The organism is Desulfobacula phenolica (assembly GCF_900105645.1).
GTDB lineage: Bacteria > Desulfobacterota > Desulfobacteria > Desulfobacterales > Desulfobacteraceae > Desulfobacula > Desulfobacula toluolica.
Map to the genome: position 1 here is coordinate 114,530 of NZ_FNLL01000008.1, position 22,343 is coordinate 136,872.

At 38.5% G+C, this 22,343-nt stretch carries 19 protein-coding genes; 10 read left to right on the forward strand and 9 right to left on the reverse strand.

The genetic code is table 11. The features are described from left to right. Positions 1 to 326: 326 nt before the first annotated feature. Genes BLT94_RS14085 through BLT94_RS14095 form a run of 3 tightly spaced genes read left to right on the forward strand, consistent with a single transcriptional unit; the run spans position 327 to position 3,624 of the window. The gene (locus BLT94_RS14085) at positions 327 to 1,472 is read left to right on the forward strand and encodes a PP2C family protein-serine/threonine phosphatase (RefSeq protein ID WP_092235354.1); all 1,146 of its coding nucleotides are present in this window, start codon (positions 327 to 329) and stop codon (positions 1,470 to 1,472) included. Next, positions 1,469 to 2,530, forward strand: coding sequence for a serine/threonine-protein kinase (locus BLT94_RS14090; RefSeq protein ID WP_092235357.1), 1,062 nt, complete (start codon positions 1,469 to 1,471; stop codon positions 2,528 to 2,530). The genes BLT94_RS14085 and BLT94_RS14090 overlap by 4 nt, the downstream gene beginning before the upstream one ends. Continuing rightward, the gene (locus tag BLT94_RS14095; RefSeq protein ID WP_092235359.1) at positions 2,527 to 3,624 is read left to right on the forward strand and encodes a serine/threonine-protein kinase; all 1,098 of its coding nucleotides are present in this window, start codon (positions 2,527 to 2,529) and stop codon (positions 3,622 to 3,624) included. The genes BLT94_RS14090 and BLT94_RS14095 overlap by 4 nt, the downstream gene beginning before the upstream one ends. Before the next feature lie 34 nt (positions 3,625 to 3,658). On the opposite strand, the gene BLT94_RS14100 is transcribed toward BLT94_RS14095, so the two are convergent. From BLT94_RS14100 to BLT94_RS14110, 3 genes are read right to left on the reverse strand one after another with little or no spacing between them, the layout of a single operon-like run. Beyond that, positions 3,659 to 5,374, reverse strand: coding sequence for a DUF2326 domain-containing protein (locus BLT94_RS14100; RefSeq protein WP_092235362.1), 1,716 nt, complete (start codon positions 5,372 to 5,374; stop codon positions 3,659 to 3,661). After that, positions 5,368 to 5,604, reverse strand: a complete 237-nt coding sequence (locus tag BLT94_RS14105; protein ID WP_092235364.1) for a hypothetical protein — start codon at positions 5,602 to 5,604, stop codon at positions 5,368 to 5,370. Before BLT94_RS14105 ends, BLT94_RS14100 begins: the two co-directional genes overlap by 7 nt. Then, on the reverse strand, positions 5,597 to 6,559 hold the full coding sequence (locus tag BLT94_RS14110) for an SMEK domain-containing protein (protein WP_092235370.1): 963 nt from the start codon (positions 6,557 to 6,559) through the stop codon (positions 5,597 to 5,599). Before BLT94_RS14110 ends, BLT94_RS14105 begins: the two co-directional genes overlap by 8 nt. Before the next feature lie 1,174 nt (positions 6,560 to 7,733). Between BLT94_RS14110 and BLT94_RS14115 the strand changes: the two genes are divergently transcribed. The 3 genes from BLT94_RS14115 to BLT94_RS14130 all read left to right on the forward strand — a co-directional run bounded on the left by BLT94_RS14115 (position 7,734) and on the right by BLT94_RS14130 (position 9,780). Beyond that, positions 7,734 to 7,937 (forward strand): hypothetical protein, encoded by a 204-nt coding sequence (locus tag BLT94_RS14115; protein WP_092235373.1) that lies wholly within the window; start codon positions 7,734 to 7,736, stop codon positions 7,935 to 7,937. Positions 7,938 to 8,521: 584 nt separating this feature from the next. Beyond that, positions 8,522 to 9,208, forward strand: coding sequence for a hypothetical protein (locus tag BLT94_RS14125; protein WP_092235379.1), 687 nt, complete (start codon positions 8,522 to 8,524; stop codon positions 9,206 to 9,208). A gap of 23 nt (positions 9,209 to 9,231) precedes the next feature. Next, the gene (locus tag BLT94_RS14130; RefSeq protein ID WP_092235382.1) at positions 9,232 to 9,780 is read left to right on the forward strand and encodes a FlgO family outer membrane protein; all 549 of its coding nucleotides are present in this window, start codon (positions 9,232 to 9,234) and stop codon (positions 9,778 to 9,780) included. A gap of 319 nt (positions 9,781 to 10,099) precedes the next feature. On the opposite strand, the gene BLT94_RS14135 is transcribed toward BLT94_RS14130, so the two are convergent. Beyond that, positions 10,100 to 10,696, reverse strand: a complete 597-nt coding sequence (locus BLT94_RS14135; protein WP_092235385.1) for a hypothetical protein — start codon at positions 10,694 to 10,696, stop codon at positions 10,100 to 10,102. Positions 10,697 to 11,127: 431 nt separating this feature from the next. On the opposite strand from BLT94_RS14135, the gene queD reads away from it, so the two are divergent. The 4 genes from queD (at position 11,128) to BLT94_RS14155 (ending at position 15,371) form a co-directional block, all read left to right on the forward strand. Next, positions 11,128 to 11,508: a 6-carboxytetrahydropterin synthase QueD gene (gene queD / locus BLT94_RS14140; protein WP_092235388.1), complete on the forward strand. Its 381-nt coding sequence runs from the start codon at positions 11,128 to 11,130 to the stop codon at positions 11,506 to 11,508. After that, positions 11,509 to 12,153 (forward strand): 7-carboxy-7-deazaguanine synthase QueE, encoded by a 645-nt coding sequence (locus tag BLT94_RS14145; RefSeq protein ID WP_092235391.1) that lies wholly within the window; start codon positions 11,509 to 11,511, stop codon positions 12,151 to 12,153. It begins immediately after the preceding gene. A gap of 10 nt (positions 12,154 to 12,163) precedes the next feature. Further along, complete coding sequence (queC, locus tag BLT94_RS14150; protein WP_092235394.1) at positions 12,164 to 12,853, forward strand: 7-cyano-7-deazaguanine synthase QueC; 690 nt, start codon at positions 12,164 to 12,166, stop codon at positions 12,851 to 12,853. A 409-nt stretch (positions 12,854 to 13,262) separates the two neighbouring features. Then, a complete protein-coding gene (locus BLT94_RS14155) occupies positions 13,263 to 15,371 on the forward strand; it encodes a TonB-dependent receptor, FCYXU motif-type (protein ID WP_092235397.1) in 2,109 nt (702 codons plus the stop codon). Positions 15,372 to 15,497: 126 nt separating this feature from the next. Here the strand turns inward: BLT94_RS14155 and BLT94_RS14160 are convergent, their stop codons facing one another. The 5 genes from BLT94_RS14160 to BLT94_RS14180 form a co-directional block, all read right to left on the reverse strand. Beyond that, positions 15,498 to 16,499, reverse strand: coding sequence for an FmdE family protein (locus BLT94_RS14160; protein ID WP_092235400.1), 1,002 nt, complete (start codon positions 16,497 to 16,499; stop codon positions 15,498 to 15,500). A 326-nt stretch (positions 16,500 to 16,825) separates the two neighbouring features. Further along, the gene (locus BLT94_RS14165; RefSeq protein ID WP_245743133.1) at positions 16,826 to 18,217 is read right to left on the reverse strand and encodes a (Fe-S)-binding protein; all 1,392 of its coding nucleotides are present in this window, start codon (positions 18,215 to 18,217) and stop codon (positions 16,826 to 16,828) included. Beyond that, on the reverse strand, positions 18,210 to 19,457 hold the full coding sequence (serB, locus tag BLT94_RS14170) for a phosphoserine phosphatase SerB (protein WP_092235404.1): 1,248 nt from the start codon (positions 19,455 to 19,457) through the stop codon (positions 18,210 to 18,212). The genes BLT94_RS14165 and serB overlap by 8 nt, the downstream gene beginning before the upstream one ends. 270 nt (positions 19,458 to 19,727) lie before the next feature. Continuing rightward, positions 19,728 to 20,972 carry an MFS transporter gene (locus BLT94_RS14175; protein WP_092235407.1) on the reverse strand — a complete coding sequence of 415 codons (1,245 nt, stop codon included), beginning with the start codon at positions 20,970 to 20,972 and terminating at the stop codon, positions 19,728 to 19,730. Next, positions 20,945 to 22,261, reverse strand: coding sequence for a CCA tRNA nucleotidyltransferase (locus tag BLT94_RS14180; protein ID WP_092235410.1), 1,317 nt, complete (start codon positions 22,259 to 22,261; stop codon positions 20,945 to 20,947). The genes BLT94_RS14175 and BLT94_RS14180 overlap by 28 nt, the downstream gene beginning before the upstream one ends. Between the last annotated feature and the right edge of the window lie 82 nt (positions 22,262 to 22,343).

Sequence of the window (22,343 nt, forward strand, 5' to 3'; positions counted from 1 at the left end):
TATTTGAATAAGAAGGTCACGGAGTTTCTTCTATAATAATTCAAGATAAAAACGTTCGTTTTGTTGTCTATATATCGCTTGAATACTGGATATTCCTAAACAATCTGAAAATGAATGTGTATCACAAGATTTCCAATCTGATCAGTTTTTTGGTATACCACTTTTTATTAGTGCTTGCATTTAAATACTGTTGTGTTTTAATTGATGATTTAGAGTTGCTTTTAGTTGTACTATTGGATGATAATCTGGAAAGAAGGAGAACGGTTTGATAGTTACGTGACTTACTTTTCAATATTCTCGGCAAATTGACCTTTTAAAAAGTTGATATGAAAGAAAAAAATAAAATAAAAAGAGAACATTTCTATACATATTTAAAAAACTGGCTTGGACAGTCGGTATCTTGTGGTGAAAATTCAATCACGATTCATAACAAATCGATTAGTTTGAAGACCACGATTGGAAATAATCGTCCGAAGAATCAAGATCGAGCAGCTTTTGTCATCATCACCAACCATTTTACTAATAAAAAAAATTTAGCAATTAGCATATTGGCAGATGGTATGGGAGGAATGGTATCTGGTGAAGAAGCCGCTTCTAGTGCCATCGCTTCATTTATTGCTTATCTATCTTTGAATGTGCATAATTCAGGGCTGAAAGATATATGTAGGCGTGCCATTGAACATGCAAACGTTACAGTAAATAAATTGTTGAATGATAAAGGAGGTTCTACACTTTCTGCAATCGTTTATAGTGAAAATGGTTGTGTCGGTGTAAATGTTGGTGATAGCAGAATCTATTATTTTGATCAGAATAATGGATTAACCCAAGTAAGCAAAGATGACACTATATTGGGCCAGCTAGATAATAACTCTTCTGAGAATTGGGAAGATCCCACTAAAGGTGACAACAGGTTAGCTCAATTTATAGGTACTTCTGACGAACTTATACCACATATCATTGATTTAACGGAATATTCCAAAAAGATTACCGATAGTTTCTTCATCTTAACTACCGATGGAACTCACTATATTGGGAATAATATGATGGAACGCATTATTAAAGTGTCTGATAAATACAACACTGTAGCTAATAAAATAATTAATATTGCAGAATGGTTAAGTGGTCATGATAATTCGACTTTAGTAATTTGTCCTAATAAAATTACAGTTAATAGGCTTAAAACTGATCAAAATTCTGAAGAACTAGAACAAATCACTATTTATGATTTCGACAGAGAAACAAACTACTTGGTTCCCATCGAATTTGAAAATTTTTACAAAGAAAATGCTATAATTCGCTCAGACGATGAGAAGAAGATGCAATACAAATCGGAAGCATTGTTTTTAAATCATCAGAGCAAAATCGAAAAAGAAAAATTCTCGAAGACTCAAAAGAAAGTTAAAAAAAAACCGAAGAAAGATGATAAGAATGATTTGATAGTTGACTTGCTACCTCCGGAGAAAAAAGGATGAGTTCATTAATTGACTCAAGATTCCAGAAAGTTAATACAGAAGGACAGGGTGGTTTTAGTATTGCTGATTTATATTTTGATACTAATCTTGAACGGCATGTAATAATAAAAAAACTTCAAGAGTTCAGTGAAGTTGATAGATTATTAGATGAAATTGAAGCACTTCAAAAAGGAAAATCGAAGCATCTTGTTCAAATTTATGATATCATTTTTGATGAAGATAGGCCCGTTGCTATCGTCGAAGAATATCTACCTGGTAATGATTTATTAAATTTCAATCATACACCATCTGATACCCAAATATATTTAAAAGTATTATATCAACTTGCTAAAGGCCTATCTGACATTCATGAATGCGAAATAGTTCATCGGGATTTTAAACCTAATAACGTCAAATTTGATTCAGAAAAGATATTGAAAATTTTCGATTTCGGGCTAGCTAAGAACGAAATCCCAGCTTCAACGGTTGGACAAATTGGAACTCCTGGTTTTATGGCACCTGAACTTTTTTGGAGCCCACCAGTCATTGACAGACCTGTAGACTGCTATTCCTTTGGTTGTACGGCGTATTATTTAGTTTCAAAAAAACCTCCTCAATGTTCATTATCGATGCCTCCAGTTGCCAAACAAAGCTCAGAATCGATTAACAATTACATTAACATTGATAATAATGAGTTACTATCCCTAATTGACCAATGTTTAGAAATTGACCCAAGTAATAGACCAACAATGAAAGAGATTTATGAATCATTAAAAAAAGAACTTTTATATGGCAAATATAAAGCGACTCTAACTTTTGATGGAAAGACTCTTGAGCTTAATGAAATTGACAGTGGTGTAAAAGTCTCTGGAGGGAACAATGATTCAGCCGTTATTCGGTATGACGGATACAATTTTATTGCGACTGAAGTAAATGGAAATGTCTATGTGAATAACACAAAAATAGATACAAATTTTTATTTTTGTGGATCTGCTGTCATCACTCTAGGACATCCAGATTTGAAAGCTTTCAGAAGATACATTACTTTTGACATTAGCAATCCTGAGGTTGTCCTATGAGTTTGATTTTCTCTGAAAACGAAGTGGTGAATTCTCGCTATATCATTGAGGAATACATAGCTGCAGGGGGTATGCAAGAAGTCTATTGTGCGTTTGATAAAACCCTAAGAAAAAGAATCGCATTAAAAAGCCCTAAAAATAAACACGCAGAAAAAAGATTTAAAAGAAGTGCGACTTTGAGTGCAAAAGTGAATCACCCTAATGTTGCTAAAACGCTAGATTATCTTGAAATTGGTGATAGAGCATTTTTAATCGAAGAATTAATATCGGGGCAAAGCTTAGATAAAGTCCTTAAGAATACGATGTGGTATTTCGACCATTATTTATTAGCGCAATTTGGTCATCATGTTGCCAAAGGTGTTGCCGCAGCTCATCATGCTAAGGTCATACATAGAGATTTAAAACCAGGTAACATAATGATGGGGTTAAATGATGACAAATCCTATTTTTTTAAAATAACTGACTTTGGGATTGCAAAACTTGCTGAAGATGAGTTTGAGGAGGCATATAAGGACGAGGAATCTATCACTGGCTCTCAAACCATGCTCGGTGCTATACCTTACATGGCTCCTGAAATGTTGAACGGTCCCACAAATGCAACCAGTTCATCGGATATATGGGCTGTGGGTGCAATGCTTTATAAATTGATGACAGGAGAATATCCATTTGGAAGTGGTCTTTCTGCTGTACCTAAAATCTATAAGGCACAGCTTCCAACTACTCCTATCACCTCATTCCGGAATAATGCTCAGTTTAAAAGCTTAACTTCAAAAATCTGGGATATCATTAAAAAATGTATGCAAAAAGACCAAGCCCTCAGACCAACAGCGGACGAACTATCATCTGAATTTAGTGAACTTTGTTATGGTGTATTCCCACGATATGAAGGATATATCAAAAATTATGGTCAGTTCACAGGAGACTGGGGTTTCATAACAGAAATGGATTCTTTTACAGACACATTCTTTCATAAGGAAAGCTGTTATGGTGAGTTAGATCCTATGTTGGAAAATGGTAAAGTACAATTTTCAAAACATCAAGGAGGAGGCAGTGACAGAGCCTTTCCTGTTTTGCCTATTAAAGAAACTGATTAGTTTATTGTCTGGGTTTTAGGATTCGTTATAATACCTATAATTCTTGATAAGAAGTCTGTAAAAATTTTTTAGTTTTTGTGAAAGATGCTATTTTCAGTTGGTCAATATTCAATTTTAATTTTTTCAACTCATCTGTGTGGAACTTGTCACTGTTGAGTGTCAACACATACTGTTTTTTATTCAAAGCATCTGATTTCTCAGCAAGATAGTTAAGGCTTTTAATTAAAGTGTCCTGATCAACATCAAATATATTGTCATGAATCAGCAAACCCGGGTGGAAGAGGTTTATTTTAGGTGTTAAAAGCAAAGCCATGTCATAGATAAAAACCTTTTCTCTTTCATTGCTATGACTACCATCATGATGGATACGTAATTCATATTCGACAACCTGTTTATTCTCTTTTATTTTTATCTTAAAAGAGCATCTTTTATTTCCCATTACATAATGGTGAATATCAAGAATTGTTTTCTCAAAGGCATCGGTGGTTGTCTCGGCTTCTGTTACCTTTGTATCCAAAACAATAATCTTGCCACTACGATTTTGTTTTAATACTTTGATGCTCTGATCATAATCGTCATGTTTTTTTATAAATGATGATAGCCTGGATTGCTCTTCCAACTTGACTTCATATGCAGAGACAGTTGTTTTTAAACTCTTTAATACTCCTTCTTTATCAAGAATCTGTAGCTTTTCTTTATATCGAGTATCAATGTTTTTAATTTCTTTATTAATGATATTTAATTCATCAAGCAGGGTAGTTTTTCGTGAATCTATCAAAGTCTTCTGAAACGTATCAATCTTCTTTTTGAATTCAGTGACTTCTTTTATTTCTCGTTTGATCATATCACCAAGACCCTGCTTGAAACGATCATATAATGCAGACACTTCTGACTCATCAATATAGTTATCTCCCTTGAAAAGTCGAATTTTAGATAACTCTGATTTGATTGCTCCTGCTTGTGTTTTTAAACCATCCAGTTTCGTTTCTAACTCGATAACTTCCTCTTTTATTATTTTAAAACTTTCTGCATTTTCAAGTGCTTCCAGTTCATCTTTAATCTGTTCTACTTGGCTTGTTAACTCATTGAGGTCCTGGTTTGCTTCACTAAAGGTTTTTCCAGTAAGCTGCTCAACATCTCTTTTTAATTTTCTACGAGCCTTTGTTGTATTGTCTATATCCTTTTGAAGTTCTTTTGCTTCATTATAGGAAATGGGATTGATACCTAATAAATACAGATGAGGAGAGTAATCTGGTGGTATGTTTTTAACAGTATCATAACACTTTACTATCGATTTGAATTCGGATCGTTCATCTCGAATAAGAGGTCCGAGCATAGTTCTAAAAGAAGGATGATCTTTGTTTATAGCAGAACCGAACAGCAGGTGAGTAAGTTGGTCTTTTGCATCATTAATATCGAAATATTCAGTTTCTTTTCCATTAAATAATAGAATAGGGGTGTTCTGATTTTTAATACTTCTTTTCGAAGTTATTTGGTTATCAAATATACTAAAGTCCAAGCAAATAAAGGCTTCATGGTCGAAGGCGTTTTCAGGTATCTTTGAGACTCTGCTATCATTGAAACGTTTTAGTAAGCAAAAATCGATGAATTCAATCGTCAGTGATTTACCAACTCCATTTGTCTTGTCTGAAGATTCGTTAGTCTCTCCAAGGATGAGGTTAATTCCATTATGGAAAGGAATGGGATCAAACAGTTCTGGTTCACTATATAATTTGTGGAGTTTCAGCATTTTGATATCAAGTAAGGTTCTTCAAAATCAATAATATCTATTGAGTACAGAAAAAGCATTCCATAATAGACTGATCGAATATTTGATTTGTTGGTCTTTTTAATTTCTCTTACAACGTCAAAAATACTTATGTGTGATTCTCCAGTTTTTTCAAATAATTTTAAAATCATTGCTCCTATGTATGGTGCTGATTTAAAAAGATCTTCATCTTTTGAGAATAAATTAGGCATTTGTAACCTCTGAATTTGGGAAAACATTACATCTTGTTAATTCATCAATAAGAAAGAATCTGATAGCGGTCTCATCATATTCAATTCCTTTTTGTCCCACTGCATTAGAAAGCTCTTGAATTAATTTATCTATTGCCATCTTTGGATTGTTATTACACTTGGTGAGAATATTATCGCTATATGTTTTAAGGTAAAGTGATTTTTTTGCTATTTGAACAGTTCCAATATCTGTTTGATCTTTTATTGTTTCAATATTCGGTCCATAAACTGCATATAACTCAGTATAAGATTGTGTAAGAAATTCTGCATGATCAGCAAATCTGTTATTTATTTTCCCTTCTGGATCAGGGTCTTCTATGAAACAGTTTCCAGCATCGGGATTTTCACCGTTACTTAAATGGTCAATCAGCGCGATTATCGTTTGAACTTCCTTCGGTAATTTTGTTTCTTCAACAAGTTTAAGTTCTCTATGTAAAAAATCATATATATCTTTTAACAGGAGTGTTTCTTTTCCCGCTATTATTCTAGCAAGTTTTTTATAATCCCACATATCCTTTTTGGTATCAATTTGGAATATATCTGCATCACCTATGAATGGGTCCTTGTGACGAGTAGTTTTAACTAAATTCAAAATAATAAGTCGGTCATACTCTCTATAGAGCCTATTTTCAATGAACTTTTTCACAGTTCGACGAGTTTTTGCCAGTGCTGAAGTTGATGTGACTTGAATTGCAATACGTGTTGTTGAATCTCCCAAATCGATTGAAACTGCATTTTGATTTATGGTGTTGATATTTATCAAGTTATAACCAAGGGCTTTATTCAAAAAATCTTTATAAAAATCCTCAGCGTGCACATTGAGATCTGTAAGATTTAGGGATGATTTTATATCAACTTTGCGGGAAAGGAATGCTAACGCATGTATGATACCATTTATGTAATCTTCTCTGTACATTGAAACCTCAAAAAATAGAATAGATTATATTGTCAGATGAGTACCAAACCTTCTCTTAAAAAGTAAAGAGAATAATAGCTTTTCCTGCATGATTATGAATTGGTTAATATAATGTATACAAAAGACACTAACAGAATGCCGCACAATAGAGTCACTCAAATCCCAACCAACAATACTTCGGGAAAACAAATTTAATAAAAGAGAAATCAACCTTATTTGCAATTTCAGCAGCATAGAGAAGTAGCAACCCCTTCAACCATATATTGAAGAAGGGGTTGTCACTACAGTAAACTTACATCCACATCACAGATACTGAAGTATCAGCCTGTCAATTCCGGTAATGGAGAATCCAGACTGTAAAATATAGAGTAGAAAGATACAGTCACCTGATCAAACCCTCCGTTACCACTGGACAAGCGGTTTTCCCGCATCCAGCGATGCCAGTGAGATCATGCTAATTAATCTTAATTGTTCGAGAGAGACTAATATTAAGACTCAGAAATGGAACGATATAGCACAACATCACCGGTGAATCCTTACGATTCGCAGTCACCTGAATAATTCTTAAAACTTCCTATGGTTCTTACGTTTTAACACGAAACTATCCAGGCTTCCCTTGGTCCTTAGCAACAACTATTTTGAAAGGTCACCATACGTCAACGAAAAATGATTACCATAAAACTGATTAATCTTATTATTCAGTTATATAACACAGCTTCACCGTGATAGAGTACGTCTGGCCGTTCAGAATCCTCCGATAATCATTTTTCTCAGTCTAACCGCCAATAACGGCAGAAACGGTTCCATTTCTTAAGTCTCAGCCCCTCCCCTCGCTGTCTCACGACATACAAGGTTGGCTATCCTCTGGTAATTTAACTCGACAGGATCGGGTAAACCGTTGATCCAGAGTGATCATGATTTTTCGACTTCAAGATTTATTTTGACACAAATCTTGTCTGTAAAACAACAGCATTAAGTCGTTGTAGAGTGCAAGGCGCACGCGACATAACTTAATATCTATATGAAAAATACAAAACGAATAAACCTATTCAAGTTACTGATATAATAAATGAAAACAAGCTTTAAGGCGTGCTATAAGTTCTAAAAGAGGTTATTAATAATATAACAGAGTTTGAAATAGAATGATTTATTAATAATAACAAAGGAGAAGATGATGGCCGTTGAAAAGAAAAACGAAAGAGCAACAATTGACAAAACTGAAGAAGAAGCTAAAAAAACCGAGGTCAAGCTGAAACACCTGACCATTAAAATTGAAGAAAGCCTTCACAGAAAGGTAAAAGCGAGAGCTGCATTAGATGGAGTTAATATTAAAAGTTTAATGCAGAAGCTGGTTCTTGATTATGTTAATGAACAGTAATTATTGAACTATTTTAATGATTAATCAATTTAATAGTCAGTTGCAGGTGTCATACGAGGTGTCCAACTTTGGTGAGCAACAATGGCAATTTAATCGAACTGGATTATCCAGTATTGATATAAATTACAATAAGTTATATGATACAGGGAGGATATTCTCTGCGTCGCTACCAGATATTACAATGCCCCTCTAATTTAGAGGGGTTTTGTGTTTTTTGAGCCTGCAAACGCAATTCCCGACACAAAGAACCCCAGTGTATCATTTGCTTCAAAGCCCTCAGGGTATTATTTCAGATTCATAATTATTCAGGCTTTAAATCAATCATTGAACCTGATCATTAAACCTGATGAATCAAAAAAAAACTTTCAAACGCTAATCGTTCCATTTCAGTTTTTACTATATAGTTTTTCACATAGACAATTCATTTTGGAATTTCAGACAAAATTTCTGTGATACCCACATGCTTCGTTATATCCATAGATATTTTTCTCTTGCATTTTACCTGTTTTTAATTAATATTCCTAATTTATATTCATCAATTTAGGATTTTCAAAAACTCATAAGGAAGCAAGGAGAAATTATCAATGCTAAAAAAAATATTTATTTATATACTCCTCAGCATGTTTTTTTGGGGGTGCAGTCAAGTCCCAAAGCCGACATCACACTCATTTTCAACTCAAAAGAAAATGCAGGCAGGTGATCATTGGAATATATTTGCTAAAGATATAGGACACACTGTTGTTAAAGAGATAAAAAAAGAAGGCTATGGCAATTCAATTTCCCTGGCACCGAACAATAATTCTTCTTTTTGCCGTGCATTCAGATCTTTTTTATCCACTTGTTTTATAAAATCGGGAATTGATATAAAACAAGATGATGCGTCTGACTATCAATTGGATTGGTCTGTTCAAGGAATAACCCATAAAGGCTCCAGGAATTCTCGTATATTGCCACCAGGGCACAACACCTTTATTGCATCACTTGGATACGGTGTCTACAAATTGTTGGACAATAGCTCAAGCGGTGCAGGCTATATTGCAGCGGCAGCAGCAGCAGATATCATCTATGAACTTCATAAAGCCGGTTCAATCAAGTTACCTAAAAACGAAATCATCATCAATGTATCATTGAAGAAACAAGGCAAAATTAAATACCGTTCAAGTAATATATATTATGTAAATGATTTAGACACGGATCATTATTATTTCACAAAAGACTCAATCGGCGACGACAATCAGTTTAATCATAAAACATTTTATACAACCGATTAAATAGAATAAATGGAGAAGAACAAATGAAATCATTGTCCATATTCATAATAAGCCTGTTTTTTTTAATCTCTTTTTTTTCATGCCGGCATATTGAACCCTCCCCTGAAAGCCTGGCAACAGAAAAAAACAGCGATATTAGAACACAAAACATTGAAGCAGTTGATGAATTATTGAATAATTGTAACAATCAATTGAGCCTCAAAAGGCCTATTATTGTCGCCAGCCTGGTATCAGTAGACGACATTTACAAATCATCCACCTATGGCAGAATGTCTGCTGAAATAATAGCCAACAGGCTCGCCCAACATGGGTATAGCGTCAAAGAATTAAAAATGAATCAAAACCGGATATATATAAAAAAGGGCGAGGGCGAGTTTGTTCTTTCCCGAGATCTGCAAAACGTGGCAAGCAAACACGATGTGCAGGCAGTTGTTGTTGGAACTTATGCATTACTCAATGAAGGCTACAAAGACAGCGTATGCGTATGCTTAAAAATTGTTGATCCAATATCAAACATCATTGGCTGTTCCAAATGTTATATCTTTGAAACACGACATGAAAATTGGGAATAAAAACAAAACCCAGGGTCGCTACCAGAGATTACAATGCCCCTCTAATTTAGAGGGGCATTGTGTTTTTTGAGCCTGCAAAACGATTTCCAGCTTAATATCCCATAGTGTACAATCTGCTTCAAAGTTTCCCGGAATATTCTTTTCAGATTCATACCCCCCTCAGGCTTTAAATCAATCATTTGCCGTTTGAGAAAAAGCCCGAACGATTTCTCCATAAAAAAAAGGCAGGGTCATCTATTCAATCACGACCCTGCCTTTTTAAAACAATAAAAGTGGTGTTTGCTGATAAGAATGAATTCTATAGGTTCATTATTTAACTTTATTGTTCATCTGTGTCATCAAAAGTAATCAGGGCTCCTTCATAAAGGTTGGCATCCTCGGTCCAGCCAATCATCTTATTTTCTTCACAGCTTACATCACTTGATGGAACAAGAAAAATCTTGGCCCCGTTTTCAAAATTTTCATCTGCTTCAATCGGCAAAGTACCTGTTTCGACAGACCCTTTGATATGGATATTACCACTGCTGTCATATTCAATACAGTCCTCTTCACATTCAGTTACAATCCCGGATCCCAGACAGATAAGACCCGTTCCCGGCCATGGATCAGGATAATAAATCAAAGTGTATTCCTGTCCGATTGGGAGGCCATGACCATTAAAGACAAAGTCAAAGGTCGAACCTGACAGGTTGTATTTCATTTTTCCCCACATACCGCCTTCAACAATCAGCCAGGGGTCTTCACGAGTAAGATCAGGATCAGGAGCCTTCTCATAAAGATACAAATGTCCAATATTGGACTTGCCAGCCTGTTTGCTTGGACCATTTTCCCATTTTAACCCCTTAGACATGGCAGGGAGAACCAAAAAACCTGTTATCAGAATTGCAACAATACCCATAATAATCTTTTTGTTCATAATTTCCTCCATTTTAAACAATTTATTTTATGACTGCTAAAGATGACTTCTTGAATTTTATTAGCATATGCCGTGCCATGAGTTATAAATAAGCATAACCGTTTTAATTTTCAGGCTAATCCACACTATTCAAACCGTTCACCGATTATCATAATTTTATTTTATTTAAATATCACCACTTATAATTGAATATCAGCACTTGTATGTATGGAAATTATAAAAAAAGTATTACATAAAACAGGAAAAAAAATTCATAACAGTATATCTGTATGACACATAACCTGCACCACTCAATATTTCCCTACCAAAATCTATCCTGCCGGATTCTTTGAGGACAAATGCCTTTCCTGCCCCTTGACAATTTTGATTCAGAACCAAGTTTATTGGGATATGAATAGCAATAACCGGACGGTTTATTTTAAGGAGACATTATGCCGGGAGTATATGAAATTTATGTAAAAGATCATTTTGCCGCAGCCCATGTTTTGAAAGGATATGATGGTAACTGCTCTAATATGCATGGCCACAACTGGATAGTTGAGGCGTATATTCAGTGTACAAAGCTTGACCATCTGGGCATGGGAATTGATTTCATGGATGTCAAAAGCGCTGTTACGGATGTGCTGAGCAAACTTGATCATACCACTCTCAATGATCTGCCTGAATTTTGCAACATGAATCCGACATCTGAAAACGTTGCAAAAATTTTGTATACGCAGTTGTCCCGGCGCCTGAACACCGAACATATAACCGTCACCAAAGTAATGGTATTTGAAAGTCCCGGATGCGGGTCTTCCTACCGGGAGGTTTAATTGCAGCTCAATATCTGCGAAATTTTTTACAGTCTCCAGGGAGAATCTTCCTTTACCGGACTGCCCTGCATTTTCATCAGGCTGTCAGGATGCAATCTTGCCTGTTCCTGGTGTGACACGGAATATGCAAACACGGAATCTCACCCCATGACCATTGACCAGATTCTGAAAAAAACACTGTCCTATAATTGCAACCTGGTTGAAATCACAGGAGGCGAACCATTGTTGCAGGACGGTACGCCCTTCCTGATATCAGCACTTTTAGACAAAAACTATCAGGTTCTTCTGGAGACCAACGGCAGCAAAACCATTAAAAACATCTCTTTGGACTGCATAAAGATCATGGATATAAAATGCCCTTCCAGTAATGAATCAGATAGTTTTTTACCTGAAAATATCAATTTTTTGACCAAACAAGATGAAATCAAATTTGTCATCAGCTCCCGAAAAGACTATGAATTTGCCAAAGCCATTATCGACACCAAATTAAGAAAGATTTCACCAAAAAAAATTCACCTTTCACCTGTTTTCGGACAGATCTCACCTGATGCCATTGCAGGCTGGATGATAGATGACAATCTTCATGCACGGCTTTCGCTGCAGCAGCACAAAATCATTTGGGACCCTGATAAACGAGGAGTTTAAAAACAAAGTTATGCCAGATAAAGCCATCGTACTTTCCAGCGGAGGAATTGATTCCAGCACAGCCATGGCCATTGCAAAATCAAAAGGAAAAGAAATTTACAGCCTGAGCTTCAGATATGGGCAACGGCATTCCATTGAAATTGAAGCCTCAAAAAAAATTGCCCAATCGCTTGGGGCAAAGGCCCATAAAATCATTGATATTGACTTAAGACAATTTGGCGGGTCAGCCCTGACCGATGATATTACTGTTCCCAAACACGACACCGTAGATGACATCAACGCAAACCAGATCCCCATCACCTATGTTCCGGCCCGAAACACCATTTTCCTGTCTTATGCCATGGCCTGGGCAGAAGTTTTGAAGGCCACATCCATCTATATCGGGGTTACGGCCGTGGATTACTCAGGATATCCAGACTGCAGGCCGCAATTTATTGAGGCTTTTGAAAAAATGGCCAACCTGGCCACCAGAACAGGCATCACAAAAGAGGCGGTGCTAAAAATCGAAACTCCCTTAATTCATCTTTCAAAAGCCGACATCATAAGAACCGGTGTTGACTTAGGGGTTGACTACGGGTTGACCACTTCCTGCTATGATCCCGATGCCCTTGGCAGTTCCTGCGGCAGCTGCGAATCTTGCCTTCACAGGATCAAAGGATTTAAAGAGGCAGGCATCAAAGACCCGACACTTTACTATTAACAGCAAGGGCTATGGTATTTTTGGAAAAAAGCTTGACTTGCTTACAAGAGGGTATTAAGTAAAATTCATTATTTTTAAAACCTTCGGCAGAAGCCGTTTATGGATAAATCTCAAAATTTTTTATTTGGATTTACTCGTTATTTTTTGTTAAAAAAACAGGCTGTAACAGTTTAATATTAAAGGCCTGATGACTTTTTAGATGCCGGTTGGCTCAACTTCCGGCGGATAACACATTATTGCACCAATCAACGAAGCCAGGAAGACTTCATTTGAATACAAAATGTATTCAAAGAAGTCTTTTTGGCTTTTGTTGTTTTGAGAACAATGGATTTTCATGCTGAAGGCCGGACTTCAGGTGTATGTATGGATATCAAAATGATTAAAAATCAATTAAAGGAGACTCGTACAGATGAAAAAATTGTTTGTCGTTACAGCACTGTTTGTGCTGCTGACGGCCCGCCCCGGCCTGGCCGATGAAAACAGCGTTTCAGACAGATCCGACAAGACGTTTGTAATGGATGAAATAAAGGTTACTGCTCAAAATATCGAAGTTCGTCCCAACATGACAGAGGTTTTTATAGAAGATTACAATATTGCAGGGCAACCTGCCAATGTGCTGGATATTCTTAAAGATCGTGCAACCATCGACTTCAGGGGAGAAAGCGACCTGGTGCCGGAATCCGACAGCATTCAAATGCGGGGATTTGACTCCCGCCAGTTTCTGATATCTGTTGACGGACTGGTCATCCAGAAAACCGGTGGCTGGTGGGGAGATCATTATGTGGACTTCGGCACTATACCCCTTTCCATCATTGAAAGCATTGAAATTCTTTCTGGCCCACATTCCGCATTATATGACGGTAAAAGTTTCGGCGGTATCATTAATTTTAAAACCACGGAACCAAAATTTTATGAAACAGCCGATATTGAAGGCGACATATCAACAAGCATTAGAAGTTATAATACCCAAAGCCACAAAATAAATCTTCAGGGCGGAAAAGGGGGGTTGAATTTAGGATTCAGTTATGAAAATTATCATACAGACGGGTATTTGAGAAACAATGAGGCTGATCTTGACACCATAACGGGACGATTGGGATACAAACTTCCATCAGGTGGATATATCCGTCTTACAGGCAGCTACAGCGATCTTGAACGTGAAATCCCCTCGGCAAATGATCCTGCACAAGATAACTATGACAGCGGCTATCCTGTGGTCAAGACAGCAGACGTATCTGACCGCTGGCTGAACCCGGACGACAACAGCGTACGAAATTATGACGGGCATTCCCTCCGCTTTGATTTCAAACAGCCGTCTTCCATGGGGACATGGATTACAGGAGCATATTATACGGATGAAGGACAGTCCTATCACCGCGACGGATATGATTACAGCAGATACACCACCAACTATGTCTCTTACGGTGCTTTGGCAAAAAATGAATTTAAAATATCTGATAATCATCAGATCACACTGGGTATGGACACCGCCCACCTGTATCAGAAATACACGGAACAGATTGTTGAGACATGGGCCGGATATCTTCAGGATAAATGGCGGATTATTCCCAGTCTGTCTTTAACTGCCGGGCTTAGGTACGAAAACATTGATATATGGTGGAACAACTGGTGGGATCCTTCTACAACATATCCAGACGGTGCGTTCAAAGACCCTTCCCATACTTCCAAAAATGTTAAACGAAATTATGACCAATTGTCTCCCAAATCCTTCCTGACCTATGAGATGGATGATCTTGCCTCATGGCTGAAAGACACGTCCGTATCGCTGGGTGTCAGCAAGATATGGACTCCCAGGGATTATTGCGAAGTTTGCAGTTGGGGATCAGGCGTTGAAATCAATCCCACCCACGGAATTGGGTATGATATTGTTTTTACCAGAAGATTGTGGAAAAATATTTCCATAAACGTGGATGTTTCCCATTATGAGTTTGAAGACTACGGCATCTGGGCCAATGCATCTACGGATTATTTTAAGGAGGCTCTCTGGGGACGGCGAATGGTGGAGCTTGAAGAGGTACACAAAGACGGTGTGGATGTGGAGCTGAATGGAAACATATTGGATGATCTGTATTTTTATCTGAGCTATTCCTTTAATGAATGGAAATACGAAGGACCTCATAATGGAGGCCCGGAAGAGTGGGCGGATCAAGACCTGAGCGACCGGGCCAAGCACCGGTTTAATGCCGGGGTACGGTATGACCTGTTTGAAAAGACATTACTGCTTCTGGATTACAAATTTCAGGACAAACAGGTTCAACAGGTTATCGGCATTGTGGATGATGATCCCAGCAATCTGTATGTGAATGAGGTTGCGCTGGACAGCTATCATGTGATTGATTTTGCCGTGGAGCAATTGTTGTTTGAAAACCGGTATAATATCAAAAAAGGTACATTGAAACTGTATGTCAACAACCTGTTTGATGAAGAGTATTCCAACAGCAAGGGCTTTCCCATGACAGACAGAACATTTGGTGCAGCACTGAATTTTAAATTTTAACAAATTTTCTGCCTGGTTTTTCAAACTATAGGGTTTGAAACAAATGAAGGGAGGCTTTACGATAAGCCTCCCTTCAGAATTTATGCGGTCTCTTCAAAATTTATAGCGGAGGAAATTTCTATCTTCCTATCTGCTCAAACCTGCCAGTTCATAAGGATTGGAACCTGCAGTCACCATTTTCTCATACATGCCTTTTTTCAAAAGAAACTCACTTGAAACCGTCACAAATTTTTCCGGCTGATCCAGATACTGCAACATTGCAAATGTCATGGCAGGTTTGGCACTATCCTTGGAGACAAGGGCCTTGACCTTGTCAAAATCAAAAGAAAAAACAATGCCCCTGCCAATTCCGGTTTTTTTATCCGTAATCAGCAGCATTGCGGCGGGATTATCAATTGAAATTTTTTGCTTTTGTTCGTCGGTAAGTTTTTTCACGATCATCCCCCCTTTTCCGGGAGTTGTATCCAGCATTGCCATAAATGCATCTTCCTTACACCATACAGGGCAGGAAATAACTGTGTACTTTTCTTCTTTTTTCAAAGGATAATTATCTTGAATCATCCGTGCGATAAGATATCCCGAGGTCACACCCGGACAGATATGGTTGTGAATTTCAGCACATTTAAAATAGTCATAAGGTGCCCCGACAGTCCATGAACCTGCAATGGTAGCTATGGTAAAAAGATCAGGCCCGCATACAAAGTTTTTTGTATCTTTCCAGAATTTTTTCTCGGAAACCTCTGAAACCGCTAAATTTATATTTTCTTCCACTATTTTTTTCCCATGGCTCCATGTCATAACCACAGCGTCTCCAGTGGTTTTTCTGAACAGGGTAATACTTATGGGGCTGGCCGGATGCCGCTGAAAAAACATCATATTCTGCCCGCCTGTTGTGCAGCCCGTCACCTGTTCCAGCACCAGGACATATTCAATGCCAAAATGATTTTCCATACTGATGTAGGGAGCGTTGGTAATCACCAGCAGGTCAGACGCCCCTTTTTTAACACCGATTTTTTGCATTCCTTTTTCTATTATCTGTTTTAAATCTGGTTCTGCAGCAGTGACCTGCATAATGGTAAGTGTAAAAACAAAAACAACCAACATAAAACTCTTAACATATTTGTGCATTTTTAAACTCCTCCTAAGATTTTTTCCAAAAAAAAAGCCACAAAGACATGACAGATTTTTTATCTGTATCTTGCCTTCGTGGCTTTTATATATACACTGTGGAGCAAATTAAATTATCACACCATAAACCGTGTGATAAAAACCGCAAATATCATTGTGGGATTCAAAACAGCATCATCTTCCTGATGAGCGATTGTTCATTTCTTAATCAATAAAAATTTAATTGTCAACGTTTTTTGTGACACTGAATTTCAAACTGCCCCGCATTTTTTTGCCCACCCATAATAAAGGATAAACAAAGGATAATTAAGGGATAAGGGCCTGAGTCATGACTCCGAGATTTTCCCTTCAGCAGCAAGGGCACGGGCATAGATCTCCACCGGATGTTTGACCGAAGCCGGATGTTTTAACTTGGCAAGCATGTCACAAATCTGCAGCATACAGGCAGGACAGGAGGTCGCTACAGTAGAACACCCGGTATCCGCAATATTACGGGCTTTTTCCAGGCCGATCTGGGTTGACATGTCATAATGGGCAAAATTAAAGCTTCCCCCCATGCCGCAGCAGGTGTCGCAAGCCTTCATCTCTTTTATTTGATTGCCGGAAGCAAGGATAACCTGCCGGGGCTCATTAAATACACCAAGGGATTTTTTAAGGTGGCAGGGATCATGATAGGTTACACATTTTTGTTCTTTTTCACTGCTTGAAATTTCAGAAAACAGATCAAACCGTTTTTCCATAAGCCAGCTTATATCCACAGTCCTTTCAACCAAAGCCTCAACCCGCCTTAGCAACTGTTTATCCCCATTTTTGAGCAGAGAGGGCCACAGCTTTATAATGGTCGAAGAACAAGTGGCACAGGCTGTCACAAGGTAATCAAATCTTTGTTTTGAAAAAAGATCTACATTGATTTTCACAAGAGTCTCAAAGGTTTTAAAATCCCCGGATGAGATGGCCGGGATACCGCAACACCCCTGGCTGGAAGGAATAAACACCTGGGCATTAAAATGCGTTAACACGTCAACCACGCTATGGGCGATATTGGGAAAAACCTTGTCAATCAAACACCCGACAAAAAAAGCCACTTTTACCCCTTTTCCGCCAACCCGGCTGTCAAGACTGCCAAGGGTTCGGTTAAACGAGGTTTGTTTTAAGGGAACCATATGCCGATGCCGCAACAGGTGCGAACCAATCCTGGCACAGGAAGTGCCTTGAAAATTTTGTTCTTTTTTTAAAAAAAACTTTTGAAATGAAGCCACCATCCCCATTAGCCCATTGAATGTTTCAGGGCGGGAAAGCAGTCTTTTAAACAATATTTTTTTTAAAATAGGCAACCCGAGATATTGAGCAATAATGGCCCTGGCCTTTAAAAATATTTCAAGGGTGTTCACGCCGCTGGGGCATCCATGGGCGCAGGACCCGCAAAGAAGACATCTTTGGAGACGCTCATTTACTCCCACAGCATCATCAAACATCTGATCAATCAATCCCGTGATCAAAACCAGCTTGCCCCTTGACACATCAGCTTCGTTCCGGGTCAGGGCAAACAACGGACAATTTGCCTGGCACATACCGCAACGGGTACACACGGCAAGCTGGTCTTCAAGCTGCCGGACATCACGGGCAAGCTCCTGCATTTTGCTTGTGACCTTCAGGTTACTTGTGACCTTCAGGTTACTTGTGACCTTCAGGTTACTTGTGGTCTTCAGATTAGCCATAGGAATACTCTGCAGGCTGTTTGACTTCCTGTTTAATCTCTCTATCATGAATACCCAGCAGGTACAAAAGGCCGTCCAGACCAACACTTGAAATGGCATTGGATGCTTCCTTCCGAACAACCGGCTTGGCATTAAAAGCAACTCCCAGGCCGGCAATACTGATCATAGGAAGATCATTGGCCCCGTCTCCGACAGCAATGGTCTGTTCCAGGACAATCCCCTCTTTTTGGGCAAGCTGTCGTAACAAAACGGCTTTTTTCTCGCCATCCACAATATCGCCCTTTACTTTGCCTGTTACAACACCATTTTTTATGTCCAGATCATTGGCATACATATAATCAAACCCGAGCAGGTCCTTTAAATATTCACCAACAAAGGTGAAGCCTCCGGACAAAATACCCAGTTTATAGCCCAGAGCTTTGAGAGTTTTGGCCACAAGGTCCGCACCATCTGTCAGTGGCAGGTCCCTTGATAATTTTGCCAAATGCTCTTCTCTTATTCCTTTTAAAAGCGCCACCCTTTGCCTGAAACTTTCTTTAAAATCCATCTCACCTCTCATGGCAGCTTCGGTAATTTTATCCACCTGTTCACCCACACCGGCCAGCTTGGCCAGCTCAACAATCACCTCAGCCTGGATCAAGGTGGAGTCCATATCAAAAACAACCAGTTTCCTGTGTTTTCGGTAAATATTGTCTGCATGAAAAGAGATATCAATCCCGGTATTCTGGGAAATTTCCATAAATCTTTTTCTCATATCAATAAGGTTCAGGGGTTTTCCACTTACAGAAAGCTTTACACTGGCCCTTGGATTATTCTGTGATGTTTTAAGGGAAATTCTCCCGGTCAGGCGTGCAATACTGTCGATATTCAAATTATTATCCGCAATAACTGAGGCAACAGTGGAAATTTGCTGAGCTGTCAGTCTTCTGCCCAGAAGAGTAATGATACGCCTTTCTTTGCCCTGTGCATGAACCCATTCTTCATAATTTTCAGGGTCAATCGGCTTAATATCTATCCTGAGTCCCATTTTGTGGCCCTCAAACAACATATCCTTAAAAATAGAAGAAAAATCTTTTGGATTGGGAATTTCAGCCAGAATTCCAAGGGAAATATGTTCATGAATCACAGACTGACCAATATCCAGAATATTAACATCATATTCCGCCAGAATCCCTGTGAATTTTGCATCAACTCCCTTCCTGTCCCTGCCTGTAATATTTATCAGTACAACATCGCTCATTACAACTATCCTTCAATCCTTATTCAAGAATTTATATCCACATAAAATTTAAATACGCACACCATTTTCAGATAACTGCCACGGGCAGACCTGACCATTTTATACAACAATCTGATCACCTTGGTTTGCCACAACAAAAATTAAAAGTCTCTGGGTGAATTTCTCAAGACTTTCTTATAAACTCCACAACTCAATCCATCAGACAATATTTCGCTTTTAAGCTTAAATTTCAAGCATTTATACCCTTGCCCAGCAATTGTTGCAAGCAATTTAAGATGATTGTTCAAGTTTTATAAAATTTCCCTGATCATCTGACGGACAGGCAACAACCTGTTTATCATTTCCCATAATTTTCACCCTCATAATCAGAACAGATGAAATCAGATAAAATACGGCAAACAAGCTGAACACAATCTTAAAATTTGAATGGGTCATATCAAGAATTATTCCAGACAGCCAGGGCCCTAAAAATCCTGCAAAAAATCCATATGCCGTAAACACCAGACCAAACACTTTTCCAAAATTTTCAAGTCCGAAAACCTCGGTCACCAGAGGTGCTGAAACAGTAAACAATGCGCCAAAGGCAAGCCCTATAAAACAGGCTAAAAAGCTTACCAAATAAAGATGGCTGAACCACGGCATCAGACAATATGCACACGATGCCATCAGAAAAACAATCATCAAAATTTTTTGTTTGGAATATCGGTCCGACAGCCTGCCGCAAACAAGTCGGCCAATACCGTTTAATATGTTAAAACAGGTCAATATATAAACATATTGGGTGATACCATATCCCAACTGCCTGCCAAAAGAAGACGCAAGAACAATCAGGGAAACACCTGCCGCACCGGACAAGGCCCATACGCACCAGAGAAGACGAAAAGACGACAGACTCACTGTCTGTTTAAAGGACAAGGTTGATAATTGCGGTCCCCCTTTTGCTTTGTCTTTGCCCGGAGTTTTGATCAAAAAGGCAACCGATGTCCCAAAAACAATGGAGAGAAAACCTGCAAAAACAGATGTAAACTCATAGCCTTTTAAAACAAGAAGATATGTAAAGATCGGTGACATAACAGCCGAAGACCCACCAAAAGTTAAATTGAGGATACCGGTAATCAAACCTTTATTTTCAGGAAACATTTTTTGAAAAATAGTGAGGCAAGGGATATAAACAAAGGCACAAAAAAATCCTTCAAAAAACGCCCAGATATAAACATGTTCCATGCAGGTTGCCTGACCGACAAACAAAGTGGCAAGAGAACAGGCTAAACTTCCGGTAAAAATAATAAAACGGCTGGGGATTTTTTCCTGCAGTTTACCGGCCAGATACATTGCAGATCCTGTCCCGGCAAGGACAAAAAACATAAGACGACCGATTTGAGCCTTGTTCACATGAAAAAGAGTCTGCCACTCCGATGCCATGACACCTGGAAAACCAAACACAAAAGCACCAGGAAAAAATATGGCCAGGCATCCGAAAAAAAGAATTATTTTTTTATTTTCAAGCAACGGCATATTTTTTTCAGCTCCTTATAATTATTCAGGCCTGGGTCATCCAACACCTTTTCAAACAGCAGTTGTTTTATTCTGCCTACCTGTGGTCCTGATGCAATACCCAGGATACGCATAATATCATCTCCTGTGATCTCAAGATGACTCATACGAAACCCTGATTGTTCGGCCAGTTCATCAAATATTTTTTTCAGCCTGACACGGATTTCAGACAGGGTATAGGGTCTTTTGAGCAAATTGCCTTTTTTATCAGCAATGCGCATTCGCATAAAATCCCGGTAATCAAGGTTGTATTGTTCCAGTGTACAAAGAAGCCGCCTTACTGCTCTGGGGGTACTCTCATCGGTCAACGGCCTCATGTGAACCTGTATCAAAGATGTGATATAAGAGATATCCTTAAGCGCAAACCTTAATGTTGTCAAATCCCTGATTACCCCTTGGGTCTGCATCTCATGCCCGATAAAGGTTAATTTGCCCGCTTCTATTTTTGCGGCATCAAATTTTCCTGCATCATGTAAAAATCCTGCAAGCCTTAGAATCGGAAAGCCTTTGGGCAGTGCATCCCCCACAAGCATGCAGTGTTCAAATACGGTTTCACCATGATGGGGACCTCCGTCAAGGTCATGGCATTGATCAAGACTTGGAAAAATTTTTGACAACAAGCCTGTTGTTTTTAACGCCCTGAAAAACAAGGAAGGCTTTTCCAGATCCATGGCTTTCATGATTTCATGAGAAATCCTCTCTTTTGCTGCGGCACTGTCCAACAGGTCTTTACACGCTATAATACCCTTAAGGGAAGATGCGTCAAAAGATCCTTGTATCATGGCCATAAACCTACAGGCCCGTACCATTCTCACAGGATCTTCCCCTATTCTTTTTTCAGGGTCTTGTGTGAACCTGATTACGCCGTCTTCAAGGTCTTTTCTTCCGTTAAAGGGGTCAATGACCTTTTTTGCCATGGGATCATAGGCCATTGCATTGATGGTAAAATCTCTTTTTGCCAGATCTGACTCAGGAAAAGTGGATACGTCAAACAATGCCCGCCCGGAAGATATCTCAACACCGTTTACCAGGCAGATGGGAAAGGTTTTACCGACCCTTTTTATGTTTTGCCCCAAAAAAACAGATTCAATCTCTTGTATGGATGCACAGGTCAAGACATCCACATCGTCCGGCACTCTTTGCAACAAAATATCCCTGACAGCACCGCCGACAATATAAGCTGAAAATCCTTTTTCCCTAAGCGTGTTTAAAATAAACCGCACTGTTTTGTCTGTTTTGTGAAGAATCAAACTCCCCACCCTGATGAACTGAAGGTCACACATAACCTTTGGATCACACGTAACCTGAAGATCACAAGTAAAAAGGCCTGAA

Excerpts from the sequence above, each read along its gene's own strand:
- BLT94_RS14090 (WP_092235357.1), top strand. The coding sequence starts at position 1,469 with ATGAGTTCATTAATTGACTCAAGATTCCAGAAAGTTAATACAGAAGGA.
- serB (WP_092235404.1), bottom strand. The coding sequence starts at position 19,457 with ATGAGCGATGTTGTACTGATAAATATTACAGGCAGGGACAGGAAGGGA.
- BLT94_RS14175 (WP_092235407.1), bottom strand. The coding sequence starts at position 20,972 with ATGCCGTTGCTTGAAAATAAAAAAATAATTCTTTTTTTCGGATGCCTG.
- BLT94_RS14115 (WP_092235373.1), top strand. The coding sequence starts at position 7,734 with ATGGCCGTTGAAAAGAAAAACGAAAGAGCAACAATTGACAAAACTGAA.
- BLT94_RS14135 (WP_092235385.1), bottom strand. The coding sequence starts at position 10,696 with ATGAACAAAAAGATTATTATGGGTATTGTTGCAATTCTGATAACAGGT.
- BLT94_RS14160 (WP_092235400.1), bottom strand. The coding sequence starts at position 16,499 with ATGCACAAATATGTTAAGAGTTTTATGTTGGTTGTTTTTGTTTTTACA.
- BLT94_RS14125 (WP_092235379.1), top strand. The coding sequence starts at position 8,522 with ATGCTAAAAAAAATATTTATTTATATACTCCTCAGCATGTTTTTTTGG.
- BLT94_RS14110 (WP_092235370.1), bottom strand. The coding sequence starts at position 6,559 with ATGTACAGAGAAGATTACATAAATGGTATCATACATGCGTTAGCATTC.
- BLT94_RS14130 (WP_092235382.1), top strand. The coding sequence starts at position 9,232 with ATGAAATCATTGTCCATATTCATAATAAGCCTGTTTTTTTTAATCTCT.
- queC (WP_092235394.1), top strand. The coding sequence starts at position 12,164 with ATGCCAGATAAAGCCATCGTACTTTCCAGCGGAGGAATTGATTCCAGC.
- BLT94_RS14105 (WP_092235364.1), bottom strand. The coding sequence starts at position 5,604 with ATGCCTAATTTATTCTCAAAAGATGAAGATCTTTTTAAATCAGCACCA.
- BLT94_RS14095 (WP_092235359.1), top strand. The coding sequence starts at position 2,527 with ATGAGTTTGATTTTCTCTGAAAACGAAGTGGTGAATTCTCGCTATATC.
- BLT94_RS14100 (WP_092235362.1), bottom strand. The coding sequence starts at position 5,374 with ATGCTGAAACTCCACAAATTATATAGTGAACCAGAACTGTTTGATCCC.
- BLT94_RS14155 (WP_092235397.1), top strand. The coding sequence starts at position 13,263 with ATGAAAAAATTGTTTGTCGTTACAGCACTGTTTGTGCTGCTGACGGCC.
- queD (WP_092235388.1), top strand. The coding sequence starts at position 11,128 with ATGCCGGGAGTATATGAAATTTATGTAAAAGATCATTTTGCCGCAGCC.
- BLT94_RS14165 (WP_245743133.1), bottom strand. The coding sequence starts at position 18,217 with ATGGCTAATCTGAAGACCACAAGTAACCTGAAGGTCACAAGTAACCTG.
- BLT94_RS14085 (WP_092235354.1), top strand. The coding sequence starts at position 327 with ATGAAAGAAAAAAATAAAATAAAAAGAGAACATTTCTATACATATTTA.